At 34.5% G+C, this 18,116-nt stretch carries 17 protein-coding genes; 4 read left to right on the top strand and 13 right to left on the bottom strand.

The genetic code is table 11. The annotated features are described in order from the left end of the window. Positions 1-128: 128 nt before the first annotated feature. From MTX13_RS10740 to MTX13_RS10680, 13 genes are all read right to left on the bottom strand, one after another. Positions 129-2,579: an arylsulfatase gene (locus tag MTX13_RS10740; protein WP_250434815.1), complete on the bottom strand. Its 2,451-nt coding sequence runs from the start codon at positions 2,577-2,579 to the stop codon at positions 129-131. Positions 2,580-2,645: 66 nt separating this feature from the next. Continuing rightward, the gene (locus MTX13_RS10735) at positions 2,646-3,236 is read right to left on the bottom strand and encodes a Crp/Fnr family transcriptional regulator (RefSeq protein ID WP_250434814.1); all 591 of its coding nucleotides are present in this window, start codon (positions 3,234-3,236) and stop codon (positions 2,646-2,648) included. Between the two features lie 13 nt (positions 3,237-3,249). Beyond that, a complete protein-coding gene (locus tag MTX13_RS10730; RefSeq protein WP_250434813.1) occupies positions 3,250-4,281 on the bottom strand; it encodes an HAD family hydrolase in 1,032 nt (343 codons plus the stop codon). Between the two features lie 62 nt (positions 4,282-4,343). Further along, positions 4,344-5,903 carry an arylsulfatase gene (locus MTX13_RS10725; protein WP_250434811.1) on the bottom strand — a complete coding sequence of 520 codons (1,560 nt, stop codon included), beginning with the start codon at positions 5,901-5,903 and terminating at the stop codon, positions 4,344-4,346. Positions 5,904-5,948: 45 nt separating this feature from the next. Then, entirely contained in the window at positions 5,949-7,049 is a 1,101-nt protein-coding gene (locus MTX13_RS10720) for a DUF6515 family protein (RefSeq protein WP_250434809.1), read from the bottom strand. 30 nt (positions 7,050-7,079) lie between these two features. Further along, positions 7,080-7,805 carry a DUF2092 domain-containing protein gene (locus MTX13_RS10715; RefSeq protein ID WP_250434807.1) on the bottom strand — a complete coding sequence of 242 codons (726 nt, stop codon included), beginning with the start codon at positions 7,803-7,805 and terminating at the stop codon, positions 7,080-7,082. A gap of 200 nt (positions 7,806-8,005) precedes the next feature. Next, on the bottom strand, positions 8,006-9,280 hold the full coding sequence (gene rodA, locus MTX13_RS10710) for a rod shape-determining protein RodA (protein ID WP_250434805.1): 1,275 nt from the start codon (positions 9,278-9,280) through the stop codon (positions 8,006-8,008). Continuing rightward, positions 9,267-11,231 (bottom strand): penicillin-binding protein 2, encoded by a 1,965-nt coding sequence (gene mrdA / locus MTX13_RS10705; protein WP_250434804.1) that lies wholly within the window; start codon positions 11,229-11,231, stop codon positions 9,267-9,269. The genes rodA and mrdA overlap by 14 nt, the downstream gene beginning before the upstream one ends. Then, positions 11,231-11,734, bottom strand: coding sequence for a rod shape-determining protein MreD (gene mreD / locus MTX13_RS10700; RefSeq protein ID WP_250434797.1), 504 nt, complete (start codon positions 11,732-11,734; stop codon positions 11,231-11,233). The genes mrdA and mreD overlap by 1 nt, the downstream gene beginning before the upstream one ends. Next, positions 11,727-12,542, bottom strand: a complete 816-nt coding sequence (gene mreC, locus MTX13_RS10695) for a rod shape-determining protein MreC (RefSeq protein WP_250434793.1) — start codon at positions 12,540-12,542, stop codon at positions 11,727-11,729. The genes mreD and mreC overlap by 8 nt, the downstream gene beginning before the upstream one ends. Before the next feature lie 10 nt (positions 12,543-12,552). Beyond that, positions 12,553-13,581 carry a rod shape-determining protein gene (locus MTX13_RS10690; protein WP_223034843.1) on the bottom strand — a complete coding sequence of 343 codons (1,029 nt, stop codon included), beginning with the start codon at positions 13,579-13,581 and terminating at the stop codon, positions 12,553-12,555. Between the two features lie 54 nt (positions 13,582-13,635). Next, on the bottom strand, positions 13,636-15,168 hold the full coding sequence (gene purH, locus MTX13_RS10685; RefSeq protein ID WP_250434792.1) for a bifunctional phosphoribosylaminoimidazolecarboxamide formyltransferase/IMP cyclohydrolase: 1,533 nt from the start codon (positions 15,166-15,168) through the stop codon (positions 13,636-13,638). A gap of 112 nt (positions 15,169-15,280) precedes the next feature. Beyond that, complete coding sequence (locus MTX13_RS10680; protein WP_250434791.1) at positions 15,281-15,736, bottom strand: GAF domain-containing protein; 456 nt, start codon at positions 15,734-15,736, stop codon at positions 15,281-15,283. Positions 15,737-15,826: 90 nt separating this feature from the next. On the opposite strand from MTX13_RS10680, the gene xrtF reads away from it, so the two are divergent. The 4 genes from xrtF to MTX13_RS10660 all read left to right on the top strand — a co-directional run bounded on the left by xrtF (position 15,827) and on the right by MTX13_RS10660 (position 18,116). Continuing rightward, on the top strand, positions 15,827-16,378 hold the full coding sequence (gene xrtF, locus MTX13_RS10675; RefSeq protein WP_250434790.1) for an exosortase family protein XrtF: 552 nt from the start codon (positions 15,827-15,829) through the stop codon (positions 16,376-16,378). Further along, positions 16,371-16,799 (top strand): exosortase F system-associated membrane protein, encoded by a 429-nt coding sequence (locus MTX13_RS10670; RefSeq protein ID WP_250434788.1) that lies wholly within the window; start codon positions 16,371-16,373, stop codon positions 16,797-16,799. Before xrtF ends, MTX13_RS10670 begins: the two co-directional genes overlap by 8 nt. A 59-nt stretch (positions 16,800-16,858) precedes the next feature. Further along, on the top strand, positions 16,859-17,257 hold the full coding sequence (locus MTX13_RS10665; protein ID WP_250434786.1) for an HYC_CC_PP family protein: 399 nt from the start codon (positions 16,859-16,861) through the stop codon (positions 17,255-17,257). Between the two features lie 127 nt (positions 17,258-17,384). Continuing rightward, positions 17,385-18,116 carry a heavy metal translocating P-type ATPase gene (locus MTX13_RS10660; RefSeq protein WP_250434784.1) on the top strand — a complete coding sequence of 244 codons (732 nt, stop codon included), beginning with the start codon at positions 17,385-17,387 and terminating at the stop codon, positions 18,114-18,116.

The raw sequence follows: 18,116 nt of genomic DNA, 5'->3' as shown, positions 1-18,116 counted from the left end.
GTAATGATTATTAGTAAATTATAGTCAAGATACAAAAAAATGTGAATCAAAATATAACTCTTAAATAAAAAGGGAGTTCATTAATTTTGAACTCCCTTTTTGCAGTGCTATTAACCAATTTATAAAATTTATTGGCTCATCATTAAACGTTTTGCTTCAGCTTCTAAATCGATATAAGGAGTACCTTCAGCTGTTACACCTACTCCAAAAATAGTTCCTCCTTTAAACTCACTTGGTGAGGGATAGTTTTCGCTTACAGCGTCTCCACTATCATAACCAACACAAAGACCATCACCTGAAAGTGTAAACTTGGCAGGTTGCGTTTTCATTGGGCCTTCTGCGACTACATCTTCATTAATATACAGTTTAGTATGACCTAATGATTCACCATATTCACCTTGGCTCTCTTTTTTAAATTCTACACCTAAAGTGTATCTGCCGGGTTTTAGAGTTGTGTTGGAAACAAATACCTGTTCAGGTTTTATACCCAAGAAGTTGTATACGTAGTATAGTTTTTTATTCTTAATAAATAATGCATGACCACCAAAACGAGAACCATGTGCAAAGATAACACCAGATGCATTTGGATCAGTAATTTCAACATTAGCCAAAAGTTTATAATCACGACCTCTAATATTTACAGCAACACCTTCTGGAACAGGATCTGTACCAGGTTTGTAAATAAAACGGTCTTTAGGAGGTTCTTCCTTTGGTCTTTCGATTGTTAATATTTCAGCAGCACTTCTATCGTCTAATGGAAGAACTTTGTTTATCTCGGCTTGACGGAACCATTCGTCTATTAACTCTTGTAGTTTATCTGGGTATTCTTCAGCTAAATTAACGGATTCAGAACGATCTTCAGCAACATGGTATAATTCCCATACATCTTTATCAAAATTACTTTTTCCAGATAGTGGTGAATGAATAGCCACAGCTTTCCAACCGTCTTTCCAGATACCTCTGGTTCCTAACATACAGTAGTATTGAACCTCCTTTTGAGTTGGTCCATTTGGTTCAGCATCAAATGAATAAGCCATAGAAACACCAGAAAGTGGTGTTTGCTTTACACCATTATATACTTTAGGCATTTCTATGCCACAAACATCTAAAAGCGTGGCAACAATATCGGTAGAGTGATGATATTGATGACGGATTTCACCTTTGGCTTTAATTCCTTTAGGCCATGAAATCACTAGTGGATCATTTGTACCACCTGCAAATTGTGAGTAACGTTTAAACATTTTAAATGGTGCTGAAAAAGCAGCAGCCCAACCAGTAGGGAAGTGATTATATGTTTCTGGACCGCCAAGAACGTCTAAATATTTCATGTTTTCAGATAGCTCATCAGGGTAACCATTAAAGAACTTATTTTCATTTACAGAACCGTTTGGACTACCTTCTCCTGAAGCACCATTATCAGCAGCATATATCACGATAGTATTTTCCAGTTGCCCTGTTTCTTCCAGATAATCAATTATTCTGCCTACTTGAGCATCTGTATATTCAGAAAAACCAGCATAAACTTCAGCCATTCTTGAGAATAATTTCTTTTCATCATCGTTCAACTCATCCCATGGGCGAACATAATCAGCTGGGTTTGCCATATCTTCTGGCATAGGGTTAAAAGGTGTCATAGCGGTATCTTCTGGTAAAATACCTTTATCTTTCATGCGTTTAACAACCCAGTCACGATAAGCATCGTAACCATCATCAAACATACCTTTGTATTTTGCTGTGTATTCAGCAGGAGAGTGATGAGGTGCATGGTTAGCTCCCGGATTAAACCACATATAAAAAGGCTTTGATGGGTTGGTCGATCTTTGGTTTTGAAGCATATTTATAGCTTGATCGGCCAAATCTTTAGATAAGTGATAGCCTTCTTCGGGAGTTGCAGGTGGTTCAATAAAATGGTTATCCATTACCAAATCTGGATACCAGTTGTTGGTTTCTCCTCCAAGGAATCCATAAAAACGGTCAAATCCAATTTGTGTTGGCCATTCGGAGCGATTACCTCCAGAGGCGATATCAGACTCTGGAACATTGTGGTTTTTGCCTAACCAAAACGTACTCCAGCCATTGTCGCGCATAATCTGTGCGAAAGGCGCACAATCATCTGGAACTCGACCATTAGCTCCAGGGAAACCATCGGCAGTTTCTGTAATGGAGGCCATACCATTTAAATGGTGGTTTCTACCTGTTAAAATTGTAGAACGTGTTGGTGAACATAATGCTGTTGTATGCCATTGTGTGTAAGTTAGTCCATTGGCAGCCAGACGATCCATAGTAGGCATGTTAATACGTCCTCCATAAGGCGACCAAGCAGCCAATCCTGTATCGTCATATAGAACAAATAGAATATTTGGTGCACCTTCGGGAGCTTGTTTTGGAGCATAAGCAGTCCAATCGGCTTCTGAATCTCTTACATCCAATGCAATTTTTCCTTTAAAGCCATCATCTGCTACAGAAGTATCTTCTGAAGATGATTCCTGTTTATTATTGCATGCTACTATTAGCATTAAGCAAAAAAGTGAACTAAAAAAATAGAACAAGCTTTGCTTTCTTAATTTGTGATTTTTCATAGTTGTTTGATTATATGATTAATTATAGCTTCACAAAATTATTGCATCATTGTCTTTAAAAAAATATCATTTGATAATTTTTAGCTTTTTTTTGATGCGATGAAGCGTTAAGGGTTTAATACCTAAAAAGCTAGCTATGTGTTTATCAAAGGTTGATTTTAAATAGTCTGGGTTCATGTCTATTAAATCCAAATAACGTTCTTCTGAAGTCATTGCTACAAATGTGTGAATTCGGTGTGAAAAAGCAGCAATAACCTCTTTCAGTATATTTATGTAAAACGCCATAATCTTTGGATTTTGATACCCTTTTTTTTCTAACGCATCGATATTAAATTTAAGAATATGAGTTTCGCCAATAGCTTCAGCATTTAGTATTTGTTCTTTGTCTTCAAAAACCCTAGCATCACCAAAGAAATACCCCTCTGCTCTTAAGTGACAGTTTAATTCTTGGCCCTTTTCATCAATACTATAGGCTCTAGAACTTCCTTTTAATATTAAAAAAAGAAACTTATCAGTTCGTCCACCTTTTAGAATTATGTCTTTGTTGTCATAAACTTCATAAGTGGACATTTTTAAAAATATATCTATTTCTTTGTTTTTTAAATAAGGGAAATATTTTTTTACCAGTTGCTTTATTTCAGACTTTGAAAAAGACATAGGTGTTTATTAATTAATTTACTTGAAAAGGATAAATCACTTTCCAATCGTTTTTCATATTGATTACAGTCCAACCTTTTTCAATGGCTTCATCAAGTCCTTTATCTAGCTTACCTATATGGGAATCTCTATCATAAGCCCATTCACGGTCGGCATCTGTATGATGTAAATAGAGTTGAAATGATTTATAAGAATTGGAATCGGTCCATTGTAACATTTGTAAGTCACCATCCGAATTCCCAGAAGCAAAAACCGGTTTTTTACCAATAAATTTGTTTATACCAACAGGTTTCCCTGCCTTATCATCTATAAAATCAATTTTTGGTAATCGTTTAATAATGGGATTGCCGTTATTATAATCATATTCTGTTGCAATACTGCTACCCACAACCTGATCTTTTGGTATACCATAGGCGTTTTCTACCCAAGGTCTCATAAATTCAATGCCACCACCCGAAACAATAAAGGTTTTAAAATCGTTGGCACGTAGATAATCTAATAATTCTAACATGGGTTGGTAAATAAGTTCATTGTAAGGCTTATTAAAACGGGGGTGTTTGGCAGTTGACAGCCAATCTTTTACTATGGCTTCAAATTCATCAGTAGTTATGCCAGAATGAGTTGCCATAACTAATTCCAGTATGCCATGCTCGCCAAATGAAGCCAAAGTTTTTAGATCACCTTCCAAAACTGACTTGAACGGTTGTGTTGTTTCCCATTGAGGGTTATCGGATGCCAAAGATTTCACTCTATCTATAGCAAAAAATAATTGAAAGTAAGCTGGTTGCTCACTCCACAAATTACCGTCATTGTCAAATGTAGCTATACGGTCGGAAACAGGAATAAAGTTTTGACTTTCAGCATTAGTCACATCTTTAACATAAGCCATAATAGCATTCTTGGTATCACTTTCATTCCAAGAAGGGAGAGGATCTATTTCTTCTATAGTATCAACAATAGTTTCAGGTTTATTACTTGTTTTTACCTCTTTTTTGCAGGCCAGTATGGCTAATGCAACTAATATAAGTGCTAAATATTTTTTCATAAAATTTGATTAAATAAAAAAGCTGCGCCTATAAGGACACAGCTTCTTTCTTATTTTATAATTTAATTACTTTTAGTAACCATGGCTTCAATCTGCTTTTCTACTTTTCCTAAACTCCAGTCACCAGCGGTTTGACTTGGAGGATAATCTTTAAACGTTGATAAGAAATTATAGGCATAGCTTTGAATGGCTATAAGAATGTATGCTCTGTCAATATACCAATCGTAATACGTATTTGAGCCATATATGGCTTTTTCAAATGGATCACGTCTTAAATTGGTTAAAAGCGGTGCTCTTAACTCCACAAAAGGCTCTAACCATATTTGTAATTGCCTTGCTCGGTTTTCTAAAAATGTAGCTTTCCAATCACCGTATCTTAATGCGGCAATTGAGCCGCCATCGTTAACATAAATAAACCCTTCTCTAGGAGATTCTTTAGTCTTTCCTGTTAGATAGTCTAATTGGTTATAACCATCTATATGATTTTTGTAAGATCTTCCATTAAGCGAAGTACCTTTCTTTAATTGTTCTTTGATATTTGGATTACCAGCTATAGCAGCAAATGTAGGCAACCAATCTTCATGGGCAATAATCCCATTTAAGGTGACATTTTCCGGGAAATGTCCTGGCCAGCGTATAAAAGCAGGAACTCTATAGGCTCCTTCCCAGTTGGAATTCTTTTCACCGTGGAAAGGCGTAGTTCCAGCATCTGGCCATGTATTATAATGTGGGCCATTGTCTGTAGAATACATCACAATTGTATTGTCTGCAATTCCTAGTTCATCCAACAACTCTAATAACTGACCAACATGCATATCATGCTCAATCATACCATCGGTATATTCATCATGACCAGGATTGCGCATATCGTCTTTTACATGGGTTCTAAAATGCATTCTTGTAGCATTCCACCAAGTAAAGAATGGCTTTCCGGCTTCATGTTGTTCTCTAATGAAACGTTTGGCTTCTTCTAAAGTTTCATAATCTACAGTTTCCATACGTTTTTTGGTCAACGGTCCAGTATCTTCTATTCTCTGTCCACCGTTACCATCCGCCCAGCTATGAATAACTCCCCGTGGACCAAATTTTTCTCTAAATGTTTGACCATTTTTTAAAACCATATCGCCAGGATAATCAAAATTCTCTGGTTCTTCTTCGGCATTAAGGTGATATAGGTTTCCGAAGAACTCATCAAAACCATGCATGGTTGGTAAATGCTCATCTAAATCGCCTTGATGGTTTTTTCCAAACTGTCCAGTTGTATATCCTTGACTCTTCAGTACTGTTGCCATGGTAACATCGGTTTTTTGCCAACCTTCCTTGGCACCTGGCATTCCTACTTTGGTCATTCCTGAACGAACAGGTACACTTCCACCAATGAAGGCAGCTCGACCAGCTGTACAAGATTGTTGAGCATAATAATCTGTGAAACCAACACCTTCTTTAGCAATTCGGTCTATGTTTGGCGTCATGTATCCCATCATACCACGGTTGTTGTGACTAATGTTCCAAGTGCCAATGTCATCTCCCCATATCACTAGGATATTGGGTTTTTTGTTGTTTTGAGCAATTGTTAGTAGGGGTACTAATACTAACAAAAATGCAAAGTTTAATTTTTTCATATGGTTTATTTTATCGATTAATAGTTAAATAAAAATAACTTTAGATTATTCTTTCTTGACTTCTACAATTTCGTACATGTTCTTACCATCAACTTGTATGGGTTGATAATAGGTTTCACCAAATTGCACATAGGTTACTTCGCCAATTTTGACTTCTTCGCCGCCTTCTGGTAAACCTGGTACAATAGTACCAGCGGTAGCAGGGACTACAATGTATCCATCTTTGTTTTGCTCATAGAAGGCTCCGCCGTAATAGTAATTGGTTGTATTGTTTACTTCAACCTTTTCAGCTTCATCTGGGATATCCGGGACTTCTGCACCTACAGGAGCTTGAACTGCTACAAAACCATCTTCTGTTTTAAGGTAATAATTACCATTTTCGTAGTGATATTCCTCATCATCGTCATCAGCATTGTCGTTAACAATACTTACTATAATGGCTGTTGTGGCCAATGATGTAACAAAATAACCCCAAGGATGGTAATACGGACCCCAATAGAAAGGAACGAAAGGATGGTAGAAATAAGGTCTGTGGCAATAATAGCGATAGCCTCCATAAGCATATGGAGGTCTAGAATATCTGCGAGGGCTAGGTCTAACATAGGTGTTCCTTCTATTTACATTTACAGTCCTGCTATTATCTATATTGATGTTTCTTCTATTGCCACTGTTAACATTATTGCCTCTGTTTCCATTGCCTCTATTACCGCTTCTATCTTTAACATTTGAGGTTTTACGATTACGTGTGTCTAATTTAGGAGCAGATTTGTCACGTGAAGATCTATCACCAGTTGCTGATCTATCTCGAGTAGATTTATTGTTTGTAGCGCGATTAGTACTTCTGTTGGGCATTTTATTTTTTGAATAGCTCCTATTTGTACTTTTATTGTGACCACCATTAATACTTCTATTTGGCGCTCTATTAGTAGTTGTTGGTCTTGTTGTTGCCCTATTTCTGTTTGAACTTCTGTTCATTGTAGCTCTATTATTGGAAGGTCTGCTGGTAGGTCTTGACATGGTACGTCCTCCACCTCTAGATGCATTATGTCTCATGCGCTGTGCACTTATTTCTGAAGGAAGTATAAGAGCGAAAAAGACTAAAACTATTCCGAGTATGTGTTTAATGTTTAAGTTATATATTGACATGATTTGTAATTTTATTTAATTGTGTTGTTGTTACTTTTTTAGGATGCTTATCATTCTTGCCGTAGGAGGTGGCATAAAACTAAAAGCCGATTCAGGGACTGAAGGGTTCAATGACCAATTACTAAATGTTGATTCATATTGCATATTAGATTTTGCCTTATTGATTAGCACAAAATGTTTAGGTAGTAAAAACGTTTGATTAGATATCCAAATTTGCACACTTAAATCTTTGCTTTGAGCCATAATATGGTAACATTCTTCACCTTGAATAATCTTTTTACCCAAATAAGATATACTGTCAAATTGTTCAATCATGTCATCTGTAAAAGAGGGGTAGAAAAAATCGGCTGCAGGAAAAACAAAATCATAATTTTCGTGCATGGTGTCAATCATTTCCAAGGTAGTTTCAGGAGCTTCTAGAGTGACATAGTTGTTTTCATCAAAGTTATAATATGTTATGTAATTTCCATCATACCAATAGCCAACTTTACCTTTAGTACCATTTTTTCTGACTAATAAATTACTAGGGCCAGAAAACGTAATAGTACTTTTTGAAAATTGGGTTACAACATTATCATTATCGTCAAATTCATCGGATGAATTAGTTAGATCAAAAGTAACAGCTTCCAAATTCCCAATGTTGTCAGCCATTTTATCAAGAATAAAAATGGCGGTAGAATCGTGATCTTTTGTTGTTTGTCCGTAAACTATTAATCCAATAATTAGGAAAGAATAAAATAAAATGTGCTTTTTCATGTGATGGTAGTTTTGTGTAATTTTAAACTGTACATAATAGTTATAGTTATAAGTTTTATAAAAGTAAGAAATTACATCGTATAACGTAATACTTTTAGTATAATGGGTTTGAGACTTAACTCTTTAATAATATTGAGAGAGAGTTAAGGAATAAAATTAGGGAAATATTTTTCGTAAAAAAAATTAAATTAAAAAACGGGTTACCATTCATTAATTTTATTGGAGTCTAGCTTAATGAAAATAAAGAGCAATATTGTAAAGCCCCAAAGTCCAGAACCACCATAGCTAAAAAAGGGCAGTGGTATACCAATGGTAGGAATCAGTCCCATGACCATTCCAATGTTTATCATAAAATGAAAGAATAAAATAGAAGCTACACTATAGCCATAAACCCTACTAAACTGTGATTTTTGGAGCTCAGCTAAATGCAAAATTCTTAAAAGGAGCAAAACAAAGGTTATTACAACCAATGCACTACCTAAAAAACCCCATTCTTCACCAACCGTACTAAAAATGTAATCGGTGTGTTGTTCTGGTACAAATTTTCCAGTTGTACGTGTACCTTCCAAAAACCCCTTACCATTAAGACCTCCAGAGCTAATGGCTTTTTCAGACTCGTAAAGATTGTAAAGAATATCACGACGCATCTGTTCAATCTTATCAGGATCTTTTTCTAAACGTAACCAAAGGCTAATACGGTCTTGTTGATGAGGTTGAAGTATTTTTTGATAGAAAAAGTTAACTCCAAATGTCAAGATAATTGCGGCTAATAACATGGCTATTGGCTGAATTATGGAAGGTTTTTTCTTTCGTAGAAAATGAAAACTAAAAACAATAATACTAGTTGCAACAATAGTAATTAAGGGGCCAAATTTTAATGATGCTACAGATATTAACCCAAGCACGACTATTATCCATAAATATATTTTTGGTAGGCCTTCACGATAGAGAACAAAAAAGAATGAGCCGTATACTAAAGTGCTTCCAGCATCATTTTGTAAAAGCACGAGAATAGCTGGCAGGGCAATAATAACACAGAGTCTTATTTGGTCTTTGAAGTTTTTAATATCGGTATTCATGTCGCTAACATATTTAGCAACAGCTAGGGCAGTAGCAGCTTTGGCGAATTCACTGGGTTGAATGGTCATGCCTCCTATACCATACCATGAAGTGGCACCATTTACATTTTTCCCAAAAACAAATAAACCTGCTAACGATAAAAGACCTACTAAATAAATGATGCTAGAGAAGCGTTCATAAAATTTAGCCTCTATGGACAATAATATAACTATTAATAAAAAGGTAAGCATTATAAAAACCAACTGCTTACCATAGGGTTGAGAAAAATCGAAATAATCGATTGTTTCTCCAATATGTGAGGCCGATAAAATATTCATCCACCCAAAACCTACTAAAAGCAAGAACAATACTATAGTTATCCAATCAAACTTAAAATATCTATCAGTTTGTCTCATTGGCAGGTATTGTTATGGTTTGGTTTTGAGCTTCAACAGGTTTGTTGTCTGTTTGTGGTTTTTCTTGTAAATCAATGATTTGATATTGAGATTCGGCATTAATTTTAAATGGTTCACCAGAAAACGGTTTTTGATATTCATTTTCCAGACTATGTGTTAGAACCCAATTTTCTAAATCTGTTCTACTAATCTCATTATTGATATATTTCTCAATCATTAAGCTGGCTATTCGCCCAGCAAATCGAGCTCCATAATAACCGTTTTCAACAAATACGGCAATGGCTATTTTGGGGTTATCTTTTGGAGCAAAAGCCACAAAAATGGAGTGGTCAGTTAACTGCGTGCGCTTCCCATCAATTACTGTGAAATTTTCAGCAGTACCTGTTTTACCACAAATTTCAATTCCTGGTACTTGTAAAAAATGAGCCGTACCTTTGTTGTATACATCATATAGCCCCTGAATTACAGGTTCGAAATGATTTTCATTTATTGTAGTTTGATGTTTGGTTACAAAATCTTTATTTATTTCTTGACCTTCAATATCCTTTATAATATGAGGTGTGTAATAGTGACCTCTATTAGCAATAGCAGCTGTCATATTGGCTAGGTGAATGGGAGTTACTTGAATTTCGCCTTGACCAATGGCATTTGAAATTATTGTTGTTGCGCCCCAATTAAAATCTGGATACCACTTGTCGTAATAAGAACCATCTGGTATATTTCCTTTTTTTCCAATGGGTAAATCTGTACCTAAATATTGTCCTAACCCAAAGCTTTTTATATGATTGCTCCAAATATCCATAGCTTTATGCGAATCATCATACTTATCTACGGTTTTTCTAAAAGCGTTGGCGAAATAGGAATTACAAGATTTTGCAATACCTAAATTCAAACTACGTCTGCCGCCTCCGCAGTGGCAACCCATTTTTCCATTTCGACCATAATGATAAACTCCTGAACAACTTACCGCAGTTTCTGTAGTAATAACACCTTCTTGTAAAGCTGTTAGAGCTACAAGTGCTTTAAACGGAGAACCTGGTTCATGCTCACGTAAAAGACTTTTATCAATAAGTGGTAGGTGGATACTGTCGTTATGTAGTTTAGTGTAGTTTCTTGATCGTTTTCTTCCAACCAAAAGGTTTGGGTTGTATGATGGTGCAGAAACTAATGTTAAAATTTCACCTGTGGATGGTTCTATGGCAACAATACCTCCTTTTTTATTTTTCATAAGCCATTCGCCATACTCCTGCAATTTGGAGTCTATAGTAATGGTTATATCTTTTCCTTGTTTTGGTAAGGTGTCAAATTTTCCATCTTTGTAAGGGCCAATGTCACGATTAAATCGGTCTTTTTGAATAAACTTAATGCCTTTTACGCCTCGTAGTTCTTCTTCATAGGATAATTCTACTCCCTGTTTGCCAATTAGATCACCCATTTTATAGTAAGGTGATTTTTCAATTTGACTTTGGGTAACTTCGGCTATAAAGCCTAAAACGTTGGCTGCATATTGTGTTTGGTAATCCCGCAATAGTCGTTTTTGGATGTAGAACCCTTCATATTTACGCATTTTTTCTTGAAGCACAGCATAGTCTTCCTTTGATAAATGTGGAATAAAGACATAAGGTAATCGTGGTGAGTAGCGATATGCTTTTTCGTAAGTTTTTATAAACTGCTCCTTGGTTATCTTTAAAAGTTGGCAAAATTCAACAGTATCTAAAGGCTTAACTTCTCTTGGAATAACCATAACATCGTAAGACGGTTGGTTGCCTACCAAAAGCTTTCCATTTCTGTCATAAACAAAGCCGCGTTTAGGGTAATCATATACTTTTCTAATAGCATTATCCTCGTACAGATTATGGGCTGAAGAGGAATAAACTTGTAAATAAAATAGGCGACCAATAAAGGTAAAGCCTACAATTATTATTAAAAAGAAAAGTAAAAATTGCCGCATTATTTTTTTCTACTAAAAATGACAGTTGTAATTACACATAAGAGCAAGGTAAATATACCTGAAAACAACGTTTTTTTAAGTGCTAAAAGTATATTGCTTAAGTTAAAAATTTCCAGCGAAAATAAAATGAGATGATGTATAAATATTATAATTATAAAATATATGACTTTCGCACCAAAATCTACATGTTTAAATTTTATGGTTTGATGCTCATATATTGATCCAAAACAAAATTTTAGAATAACAGGTCTTATAAATGCAATAGTAACCGATGCAGCAGCATGAACACCTCCTGAATCTGAAAATAAATCTATTGATAAACCCAATAAGAAGCTCAAAAAAATGAACGCAATTCGGTTGTTGTTAATTGGAAAAAGACAAATAAAAATAACGTATAAATATGGATTAATATCCCCTAAAAAATTGATGTGGTTAAGTACAGCAACCTGTAATAAAACCAACACAATAAACTGAATAGTATGTGAGATTACAATATTATTCATTATTCAGTAGGTTATTAATTTCCTTTCTATCTGTATTCTCTATAATATACACATGCTCTATATTGGTCATGTCATTGAACAAATTAACTTCAATGGTGTAGAAATTTTCAGCTGAATCTAAATTAAAACTTTCAATAGTGCCAACTGGAATGCCTTTCGGAAAGATTATTGAACGGCCAGACGTGACTATAGTATCTCCTTTTTTTAAGGGTGCTATTTTTGAAATTTCATGTAATTGTACTCGGTTTGGGTTTTTCGTATCCCATTCCAAAGATCCAAAATGGTTGGTGTTTTTTAGCTGGGCACTTATTTTGATATTCGTATTTAATATAGAGATAACCGTGGCGTACTTGTTACTGGTCTCATCAATAATACCTAAAATACCTTTAGAAGTAATAACTCCGAAATCTTGATCTATGCTATCGCTTCTTCCTTTGTTTAAAAGTAAAACGTTATTGGTTGACGCATAACTGTTTTTAATAATTCTAGCTGATGTAAATTTATAATTGCTTGAAAAGCGTGTGCTATCAATAAATCCTTCTTTAAATTCGCCAGAAGTATTGTAAAGCACGGATTTTAAATAATTGTTTTCCTCTTGAAGGAGTTCGTTTTGAGACTTTAAATTAAAAAACGATTGCACATTATTAACAGAATTGTAAATACCACCTGTTAAAAAGTTAGCCGAATTAATAAACCGACTTTTGTGATAAGAATGAGACTGAATAGTGAAAACTAAAGACAGAAACAACAAAAACAAGTACAACAAAAAGGTTTTGTTTCTTAAAAAGAAGTTTATGATTTGTTGCATGGTTTAAATGCTATTTTATCAATACGCTTTTGTATTTAGATAAGTTTTTAAGTGTAATTCCCGTTCCGCGAACTACTGCTCGCAAAGGGTCTTCAGCAATATAAACAGGTAAATCAGTTTTTTGGGATAATCGCTTATCGAGCCCACGAAGCATAGAGCCTCCACCAGCTAAATAGATACCTGTGTTATAAATATCGGCAGCTAATTCTGGTGGTGTTTGCGATAAAGTTTCCATTACAGCATCTTCAATACGTAAAATAGATTTATCTAAAGCTTTGGCAATTTCGCGGTATGATATAGAAACCTGTTTAGGTTTACCTGTTAATAAATCACGACCTTGAACGCTCATATCTTCTGGCGGCAATTCTAAATCTTCAGTTGCTGCACCAATTTGGATTTTTATTTTTTCGGCAGTACGCTCACCAACATATAAATTGTGTTGCGTACGCATGTAGTATATAATATCGTTTGTAAACACATCACCAGCAATTTTAACTGATTTATCACAGACTATACCACCAAGAGCAATAACAGCAATTTCTGTAGTTCCTCCTCCTATGTCAACAATCATGTTTCCTTTGGGTTGCATGATGTCTACACCAATACCAATAGCAGCAGCCATAGGTTCGTGAATTAAATACACCTCTTTACCGTTAACACGTTCTGCACTTTCTTTAACCGCACGCATTTCTACTTCAGTAATACCAGAAGGAATACAAATTACCATACGCAACGATGGAGGGAATAGCTTCTTTTTAAGTGCAGGAATGTTTTTAATAAACATACTTATCATTTGCTCACTGGCATCAAAATCAGCAATTACACCATCTTTTAATGGCCTAATAGTTTTAATGTTTTCATGGGTCTTTCCCTGCATCATGCTGGCTTCTTTACCAACTGCAATAATCTTTCCTGAAATTCGATCTCTGGCAACAATAGAGGGGCTGTCTACAACCACCTTATCATTGTGGATGATAAGTGTATTGGCGGTTCCTAAATCGATTGCAATTTCTTCGGTTAAGAAGTCAAAAAATCCCATGGGCTATAAGTAAATTTTTGAGGTTTATAAGTCTATCTTGTAAATGTAATAAAATTAATGTTTAAAATGACGCGTTCCTGTAAATACCATGGCCATGTTATTATCATTACAATAATCAATACTTAATTGGTCTTTTATAGAGCCACCAGGTTGGATTACAGATTTAATTCCTGCATGGTTGGCAATCTCTACGCAATCTGGAAATGGGAAAAATGCATCACTAGCCATAACCGCACCTTTTAAGTCAAAATTAAAAGATTGTGCTTTGTGAATAGCTTGGTTAAGTGCATCAACTCGGCTGGTTTGACCTGTTCCGCTTGCGCATAATTGTTTGTTTTTTGCCAATACTATGGTGTTAGATTTGGTGTGCTTGCAAATTTTGGATGCAAAAATCAAATCTTCTAACTCACTTTCAGTTGGTTTATTGTTTGTGGCATGAGATAAATTTTCAATACTATCCGTTTTATTGTCTCTATCTTGAACCAAAACACCATTAAGGCAGGTTCTAACAGTTGTTTGAGGAAGTTCGATATCTTTTAAAACTAAAAGAATTCGATTCTTTTTACCTTTTAATATCTCTAAAGCCTCATCAGAAAAGGAGGGAGCTATGACAACTTCACAGAACAGTTTATGGATTTCTTCGGCTGTTACGTTGTCTATTTCAGTATTGCTAATTAAAATACCACCAAAAGCCGAAACAGGATCACCAGCTAAAGCGTCAACGTAAGCTTTGTAAACGGAATCGCGCTGTGCAAAACCACAAGCATTGTTGTGTTTTAAAATAGCAAAAGTTGGCGCTTCGCCTTTAAACTCTTGCATTAAATTAACTGCAGCGTCAACGTCAAGTAGGTTATTGTAGCTTAATTCCTTTCCATGAAGCTTGGTAAATATAGCATCAAAATCACCAAAGAAAAAACCGCGTTGGTGAGGGTTTTCACCGTATCGTAATACCTGACCCTTTTGCTCACTTATTTTTAAACTTGCTATATCGTGATTACTATTGAAATAATTAAAAATAGCAGAGTCGTAATGTGAAGAGACATTGAAAGATTTGGCAGCAAAACGCTTTCTGTCTTCTTCAGAAGTTTCTCCGTTTTTAGTTTCTAAAAGCCCTAAAAATTCGCTGTAATCTTCAACTGAAGATACGCAAACAACATCAGCATAATTTTTAGCTGCAGCACGAATTAAAGAAATACCGCCAATATCAATTTTTTCAATAATGTCCTGATTGCTAGCTCCTGATGCAACAGTTTTTTCAAAAGGATACAAGTCAACAATTACTAAATCAATTTGAGGGATGTCAAAATCAGCTAATTCTGCAACATCACTCTCGTTGTTTTGGCGATTTAAAATTCCACCAAACACCTTGGGATGTAATGTTTTAACACGACCGCCCAAAATAGAAGGGTATGATGTAACATCTTCAACAGGTTTAACGGGAATACCGAGATCCTTTATGAATTTTTCTGTACCTCCTGTTGAATAAATAGTAACATTTTGTTGGTGTAAAGTTTTTACAATTGGCTCTAATCCGTCTTTACTGAAAACAGAAATTAAAGCTGATTTAATAGTTTTGTTGTTGCTCATTTTTGATGTGTTGTTATATGGTTGCAAAAGTAGGCAATTCAATCAAAAATTGAAGCGTAAAAACAAATCAAAAACTCGTGTTTTTTTAACTTAAAGCGGAAGTTATTAACAACTATAAAATCGAGGCAACTTTTTTGCAAACAAATTCTAAAAAACGCTCGTCAGCTTCAGTAAACGGATCAGGTGTATTAGAGTCAATGTCTATTTGTCCAATGTTTTGGCCATTGACAAAAATTGGAACAACTATTTCTGCTTTTACAGTAATACTACAAGCAATATAATTGTCTTGAGCAGACACATCTGGTACTACAAAGTTCTGATTGCTTACGGCAACCTGCCCGCAAATACCTTTGCCAAAAGGAATGATTGTGTGGTCTGTAGGTTCGCCAACATAAGGCCCAAGTTTAAGCTCGTTTTTATCTCCGTTTTTAAAATAAAACCCTACCCAATTGTAATACAGCACCTCTTTTTCAAGAAGTTGGCATACCGATAAAAGTCTAGCGTTAACAGAAAATGAGCTATCTGTTGTTATTTCTGTTACTAAAGGTTTTAATTCTTGGAGCGTCATTGTTTAAAAGTTTAAGCAAAAGTATTTAAAAAGCACGAATACATAGGTTAATTTTATATAAATTTAACTTCAATTCTAGTTGCGTTTTTTTTGAAAAAATTAATTAGTAAATATAGGTCAGTTTTAAAATTTATTTTCAGTTTTTTAGTGGTATATTCTGTACTCACTATTGCTTATAAATTCTATTTACAATTATCTACTGGCGAAAAGTATTACCCAGATTATATGACTTACATTGTTGCGCAGCAGAGTGCGGATTTATTACATGATTTAGATTACAGAGTACAGGTTATTCCGCATCCAAATGAAGCTTCTATTAAGTTGATTATTAATGAAAAGTATGTAGCTCGAGTGATAGAAGGTTGTAATTCGGTAAGTGTTATAATTTTGTTTATTTCATTTGTCATTGCTTTTTCCGGCAATTTTAAAATAACGGTTTTGTATATTTTTGCTGGAAGTGTATTGCTTTACATTGCTAATTTGTTTCGAGTTGTAATTCTATCTATTGGATTATATCATTACCCTTGGCGAAAAGATATTTTGCATACGGTTATTTTTCCTGGAATTATTTACGGGATGGTTTGCTTGTTGTGGGTGTTTTGGGTCAATCGTTTTTCTAGTATAAAAAAGACAAATGGCTAAAACTTTTAAATACTTAAGTTTAGTTCTGCTTTTCGGGCTGCTGATTCTAATACGTGTATTTGAAGAGCAAATATTCTACGACCCGTATTTGGCGTTTTTTAAAAACGACTATTTGTATATAGATTCCCCAAGGCAAGAAGTATTTAAGCTAACACTGTTTACAACGCTACGTTATGTTATGAACACAGTAATTTCACTAGGTATTTTGTTTATTTTGTTTAAGGATATTGGTATACTGAAATTTGCAGGCCTTATTTATGTAGTGGCCTATATCATTCTTATAGCCTTATTTTTGTATTTTGTTATTAACCCGAAACAAACCGATTATTATTTGTTTTTTAATACACGTAGATTTCTAATTCAACCCGTTATATTGCTGTTGCTTATTCCAGCATTTTATTATCATAAGCAACGCGTTTAACTGTTAATAGTATTTTAAATTATTCTCATGTTTGCTATTTTTTGTAAATTTGCACTATAATGAAAGCAGTAATACATAGAATATTTTCGGTGGGCATGGCGCTTTTAGTATTGTTTTCAACAGTTTCGTTTACTGTTGAAAAACACTATTGTGGCGATGTTTTAGTTGATGTTTCTGTGTTTGCTGAAGTTGAAAAATGTGCTTCAGAAGCTGAAGAGATGCTAGCTAAAATGGACTGTTGTAAAGATACAGTTGATGTAATTCAAGGTCAAGATGAATTGAGTTTTAAAACCTTTAATGATTTGGATTTTGAGCAGCAAGTATTTCTTACAAGTTTTACATATTCTTACTTAAATTTATTTGAAGGTCTACCAGAACAGATAGTGCCCTTTAAAAATTATTCTCCCCCTAACTTGGTTGCAGACATTCGGGTGCTCAATCAAGTATTCACCATTTGATTTACTATTTTTTTAAAAGACCAGATTGGTAAGTTTTGACTATTGGATAGCTAAACTTAAACTATACCGATTTGCTTACATTTTTTACGTAAGGAATTAAAAGAAATAATTATCAAATAAAATAATAATGAAACATACATATGTGGTTACAGGAATGACCTGTAATAGTTGTAAGTCTAAAGTTGAAGAGGCTTTACAATCTTTAGATCATGTTGAAAATGTTATGGTTAATCTAGAAACTTCAAAGGTTACAATAACTATGGATAAGCATATTTCAACAGAAAAGCTTCAACAAGTATTACCAGAAAAATATTCGATTTCTAAAAAAGAGGAACGTAACGTTTTTGAATCACCAAATTCCGTAAGCGAAATAGGGAAATCAGAGTTAAGACAATTATTTCCATTGTTTTTAATTTTTGGCTATATCATTCTAGCATCATTTCTATTAAACAATAACCCAATAGATTGGAGTGGTTTTATGCTCGATTTTATGGGGCTCTTTTATATTGTATTTAGCTTTTTTAAGCTATTAGACTTAAAAGGTTTTCCAGAATCTTTTAGAATGTACGATCCTTTAGCAAAAGCAATTCCAGTTTATGGATGGATTTATCCTTTTATAGAAGTTGCTTTAGGACTTATGTTTTTAATGCGCTTTCAAGTCCCGCTAGCATTAGTAATCACATTGGTGATTTTAGGAATTACAACTATTGGTGTAACGAAAACATTGTTGGATAAAAAGAGTATTCAATGTGCTTGTTTGGGAACTGCACTCAAACTACCAATGACCAAAGCTACGTTTATTGAAAACAGTATTATGATTGTAATGGCTGTAATTATGCTAATTAAAAATACCTATTAA

This window comes from Hanstruepera flava, from assembly GCF_023634025.1.
Taxonomy (GTDB): Bacteria; Bacteroidota; Bacteroidia; order Flavobacteriales; family Flavobacteriaceae; genus Hanstruepera; species Hanstruepera flava.
Note: the sequence above shows the minus strand (reverse complement) of the source record. Positions and strands in the feature narration are given on the sequence as shown.

What these genes read in the sequence shown, in the direction of transcription:
- MTX13_RS10715 (WP_250434807.1), bottom strand. Translation starts at nt 7,805, where the DNA reads ATGAAAAAGCACATTTTATTTTATTCTTTCCTAATTATTGGATTAATA.
- purH (WP_250434792.1), bottom strand. Translation starts at nt 15,168, where the DNA reads ATGAGCAACAACAAAACTATTAAATCAGCTTTAATTTCTGTTTTCAGT.
- MTX13_RS10665 (WP_250434786.1), top strand. Translation starts at nt 16,859, where the DNA reads ATGAAAGCAGTAATACATAGAATATTTTCGGTGGGCATGGCGCTTTTA.
- MTX13_RS10740 (WP_250434815.1), bottom strand. Translation starts at nt 2,579, where the DNA reads ATGAAAAATCACAAATTAAGAAAGCAAAGCTTGTTCTATTTTTTTAGT.
- MTX13_RS10735 (WP_250434814.1), bottom strand. Translation starts at nt 3,236, where the DNA reads ATGTCTTTTTCAAAGTCTGAAATAAAGCAACTGGTAAAAAAATATTTC.
- mreC (WP_250434793.1), bottom strand. Translation starts at nt 12,542, where the DNA reads ATGCAACAAATCATAAACTTCTTTTTAAGAAACAAAACCTTTTTGTTG.
- mreD (WP_250434797.1), bottom strand. Translation starts at nt 11,734, where the DNA reads ATGAATAATATTGTAATCTCACATACTATTCAGTTTATTGTGTTGGTT.
- MTX13_RS10730 (WP_250434813.1), bottom strand. Translation starts at nt 4,281, where the DNA reads ATGAAAAAATATTTAGCACTTATATTAGTTGCATTAGCCATACTGGCC.
- MTX13_RS10670 (WP_250434788.1), top strand. Translation starts at nt 16,371, where the DNA reads ATGGCTAAAACTTTTAAATACTTAAGTTTAGTTCTGCTTTTCGGGCTG.
- mrdA (WP_250434804.1), bottom strand. Translation starts at nt 11,231, where the DNA reads ATGCGGCAATTTTTACTTTTCTTTTTAATAATAATTGTAGGCTTTACC.
- rodA (WP_250434805.1), bottom strand. Translation starts at nt 9,280, where the DNA reads ATGAGACAAACTGATAGATATTTTAAGTTTGATTGGATAACTATAGTA.
- MTX13_RS10690 (WP_223034843.1), bottom strand. Translation starts at nt 13,581, where the DNA reads ATGGGATTTTTTGACTTCTTAACCGAAGAAATTGCAATCGATTTAGGA.
- MTX13_RS10725 (WP_250434811.1), bottom strand. Translation starts at nt 5,903, where the DNA reads ATGAAAAAATTAAACTTTGCATTTTTGTTAGTATTAGTACCCCTACTA.
- MTX13_RS10660 (WP_250434784.1), top strand. Translation starts at nt 17,385, where the DNA reads ATGAAACATACATATGTGGTTACAGGAATGACCTGTAATAGTTGTAAG.
- MTX13_RS10720 (WP_250434809.1), bottom strand. Translation starts at nt 7,049, where the DNA reads ATGTCAATATATAACTTAAACATTAAACACATACTCGGAATAGTTTTA.
- MTX13_RS10680 (WP_250434791.1), bottom strand. Translation starts at nt 15,736, where the DNA reads ATGACGCTCCAAGAATTAAAACCTTTAGTAACAGAAATAACAACAGAT.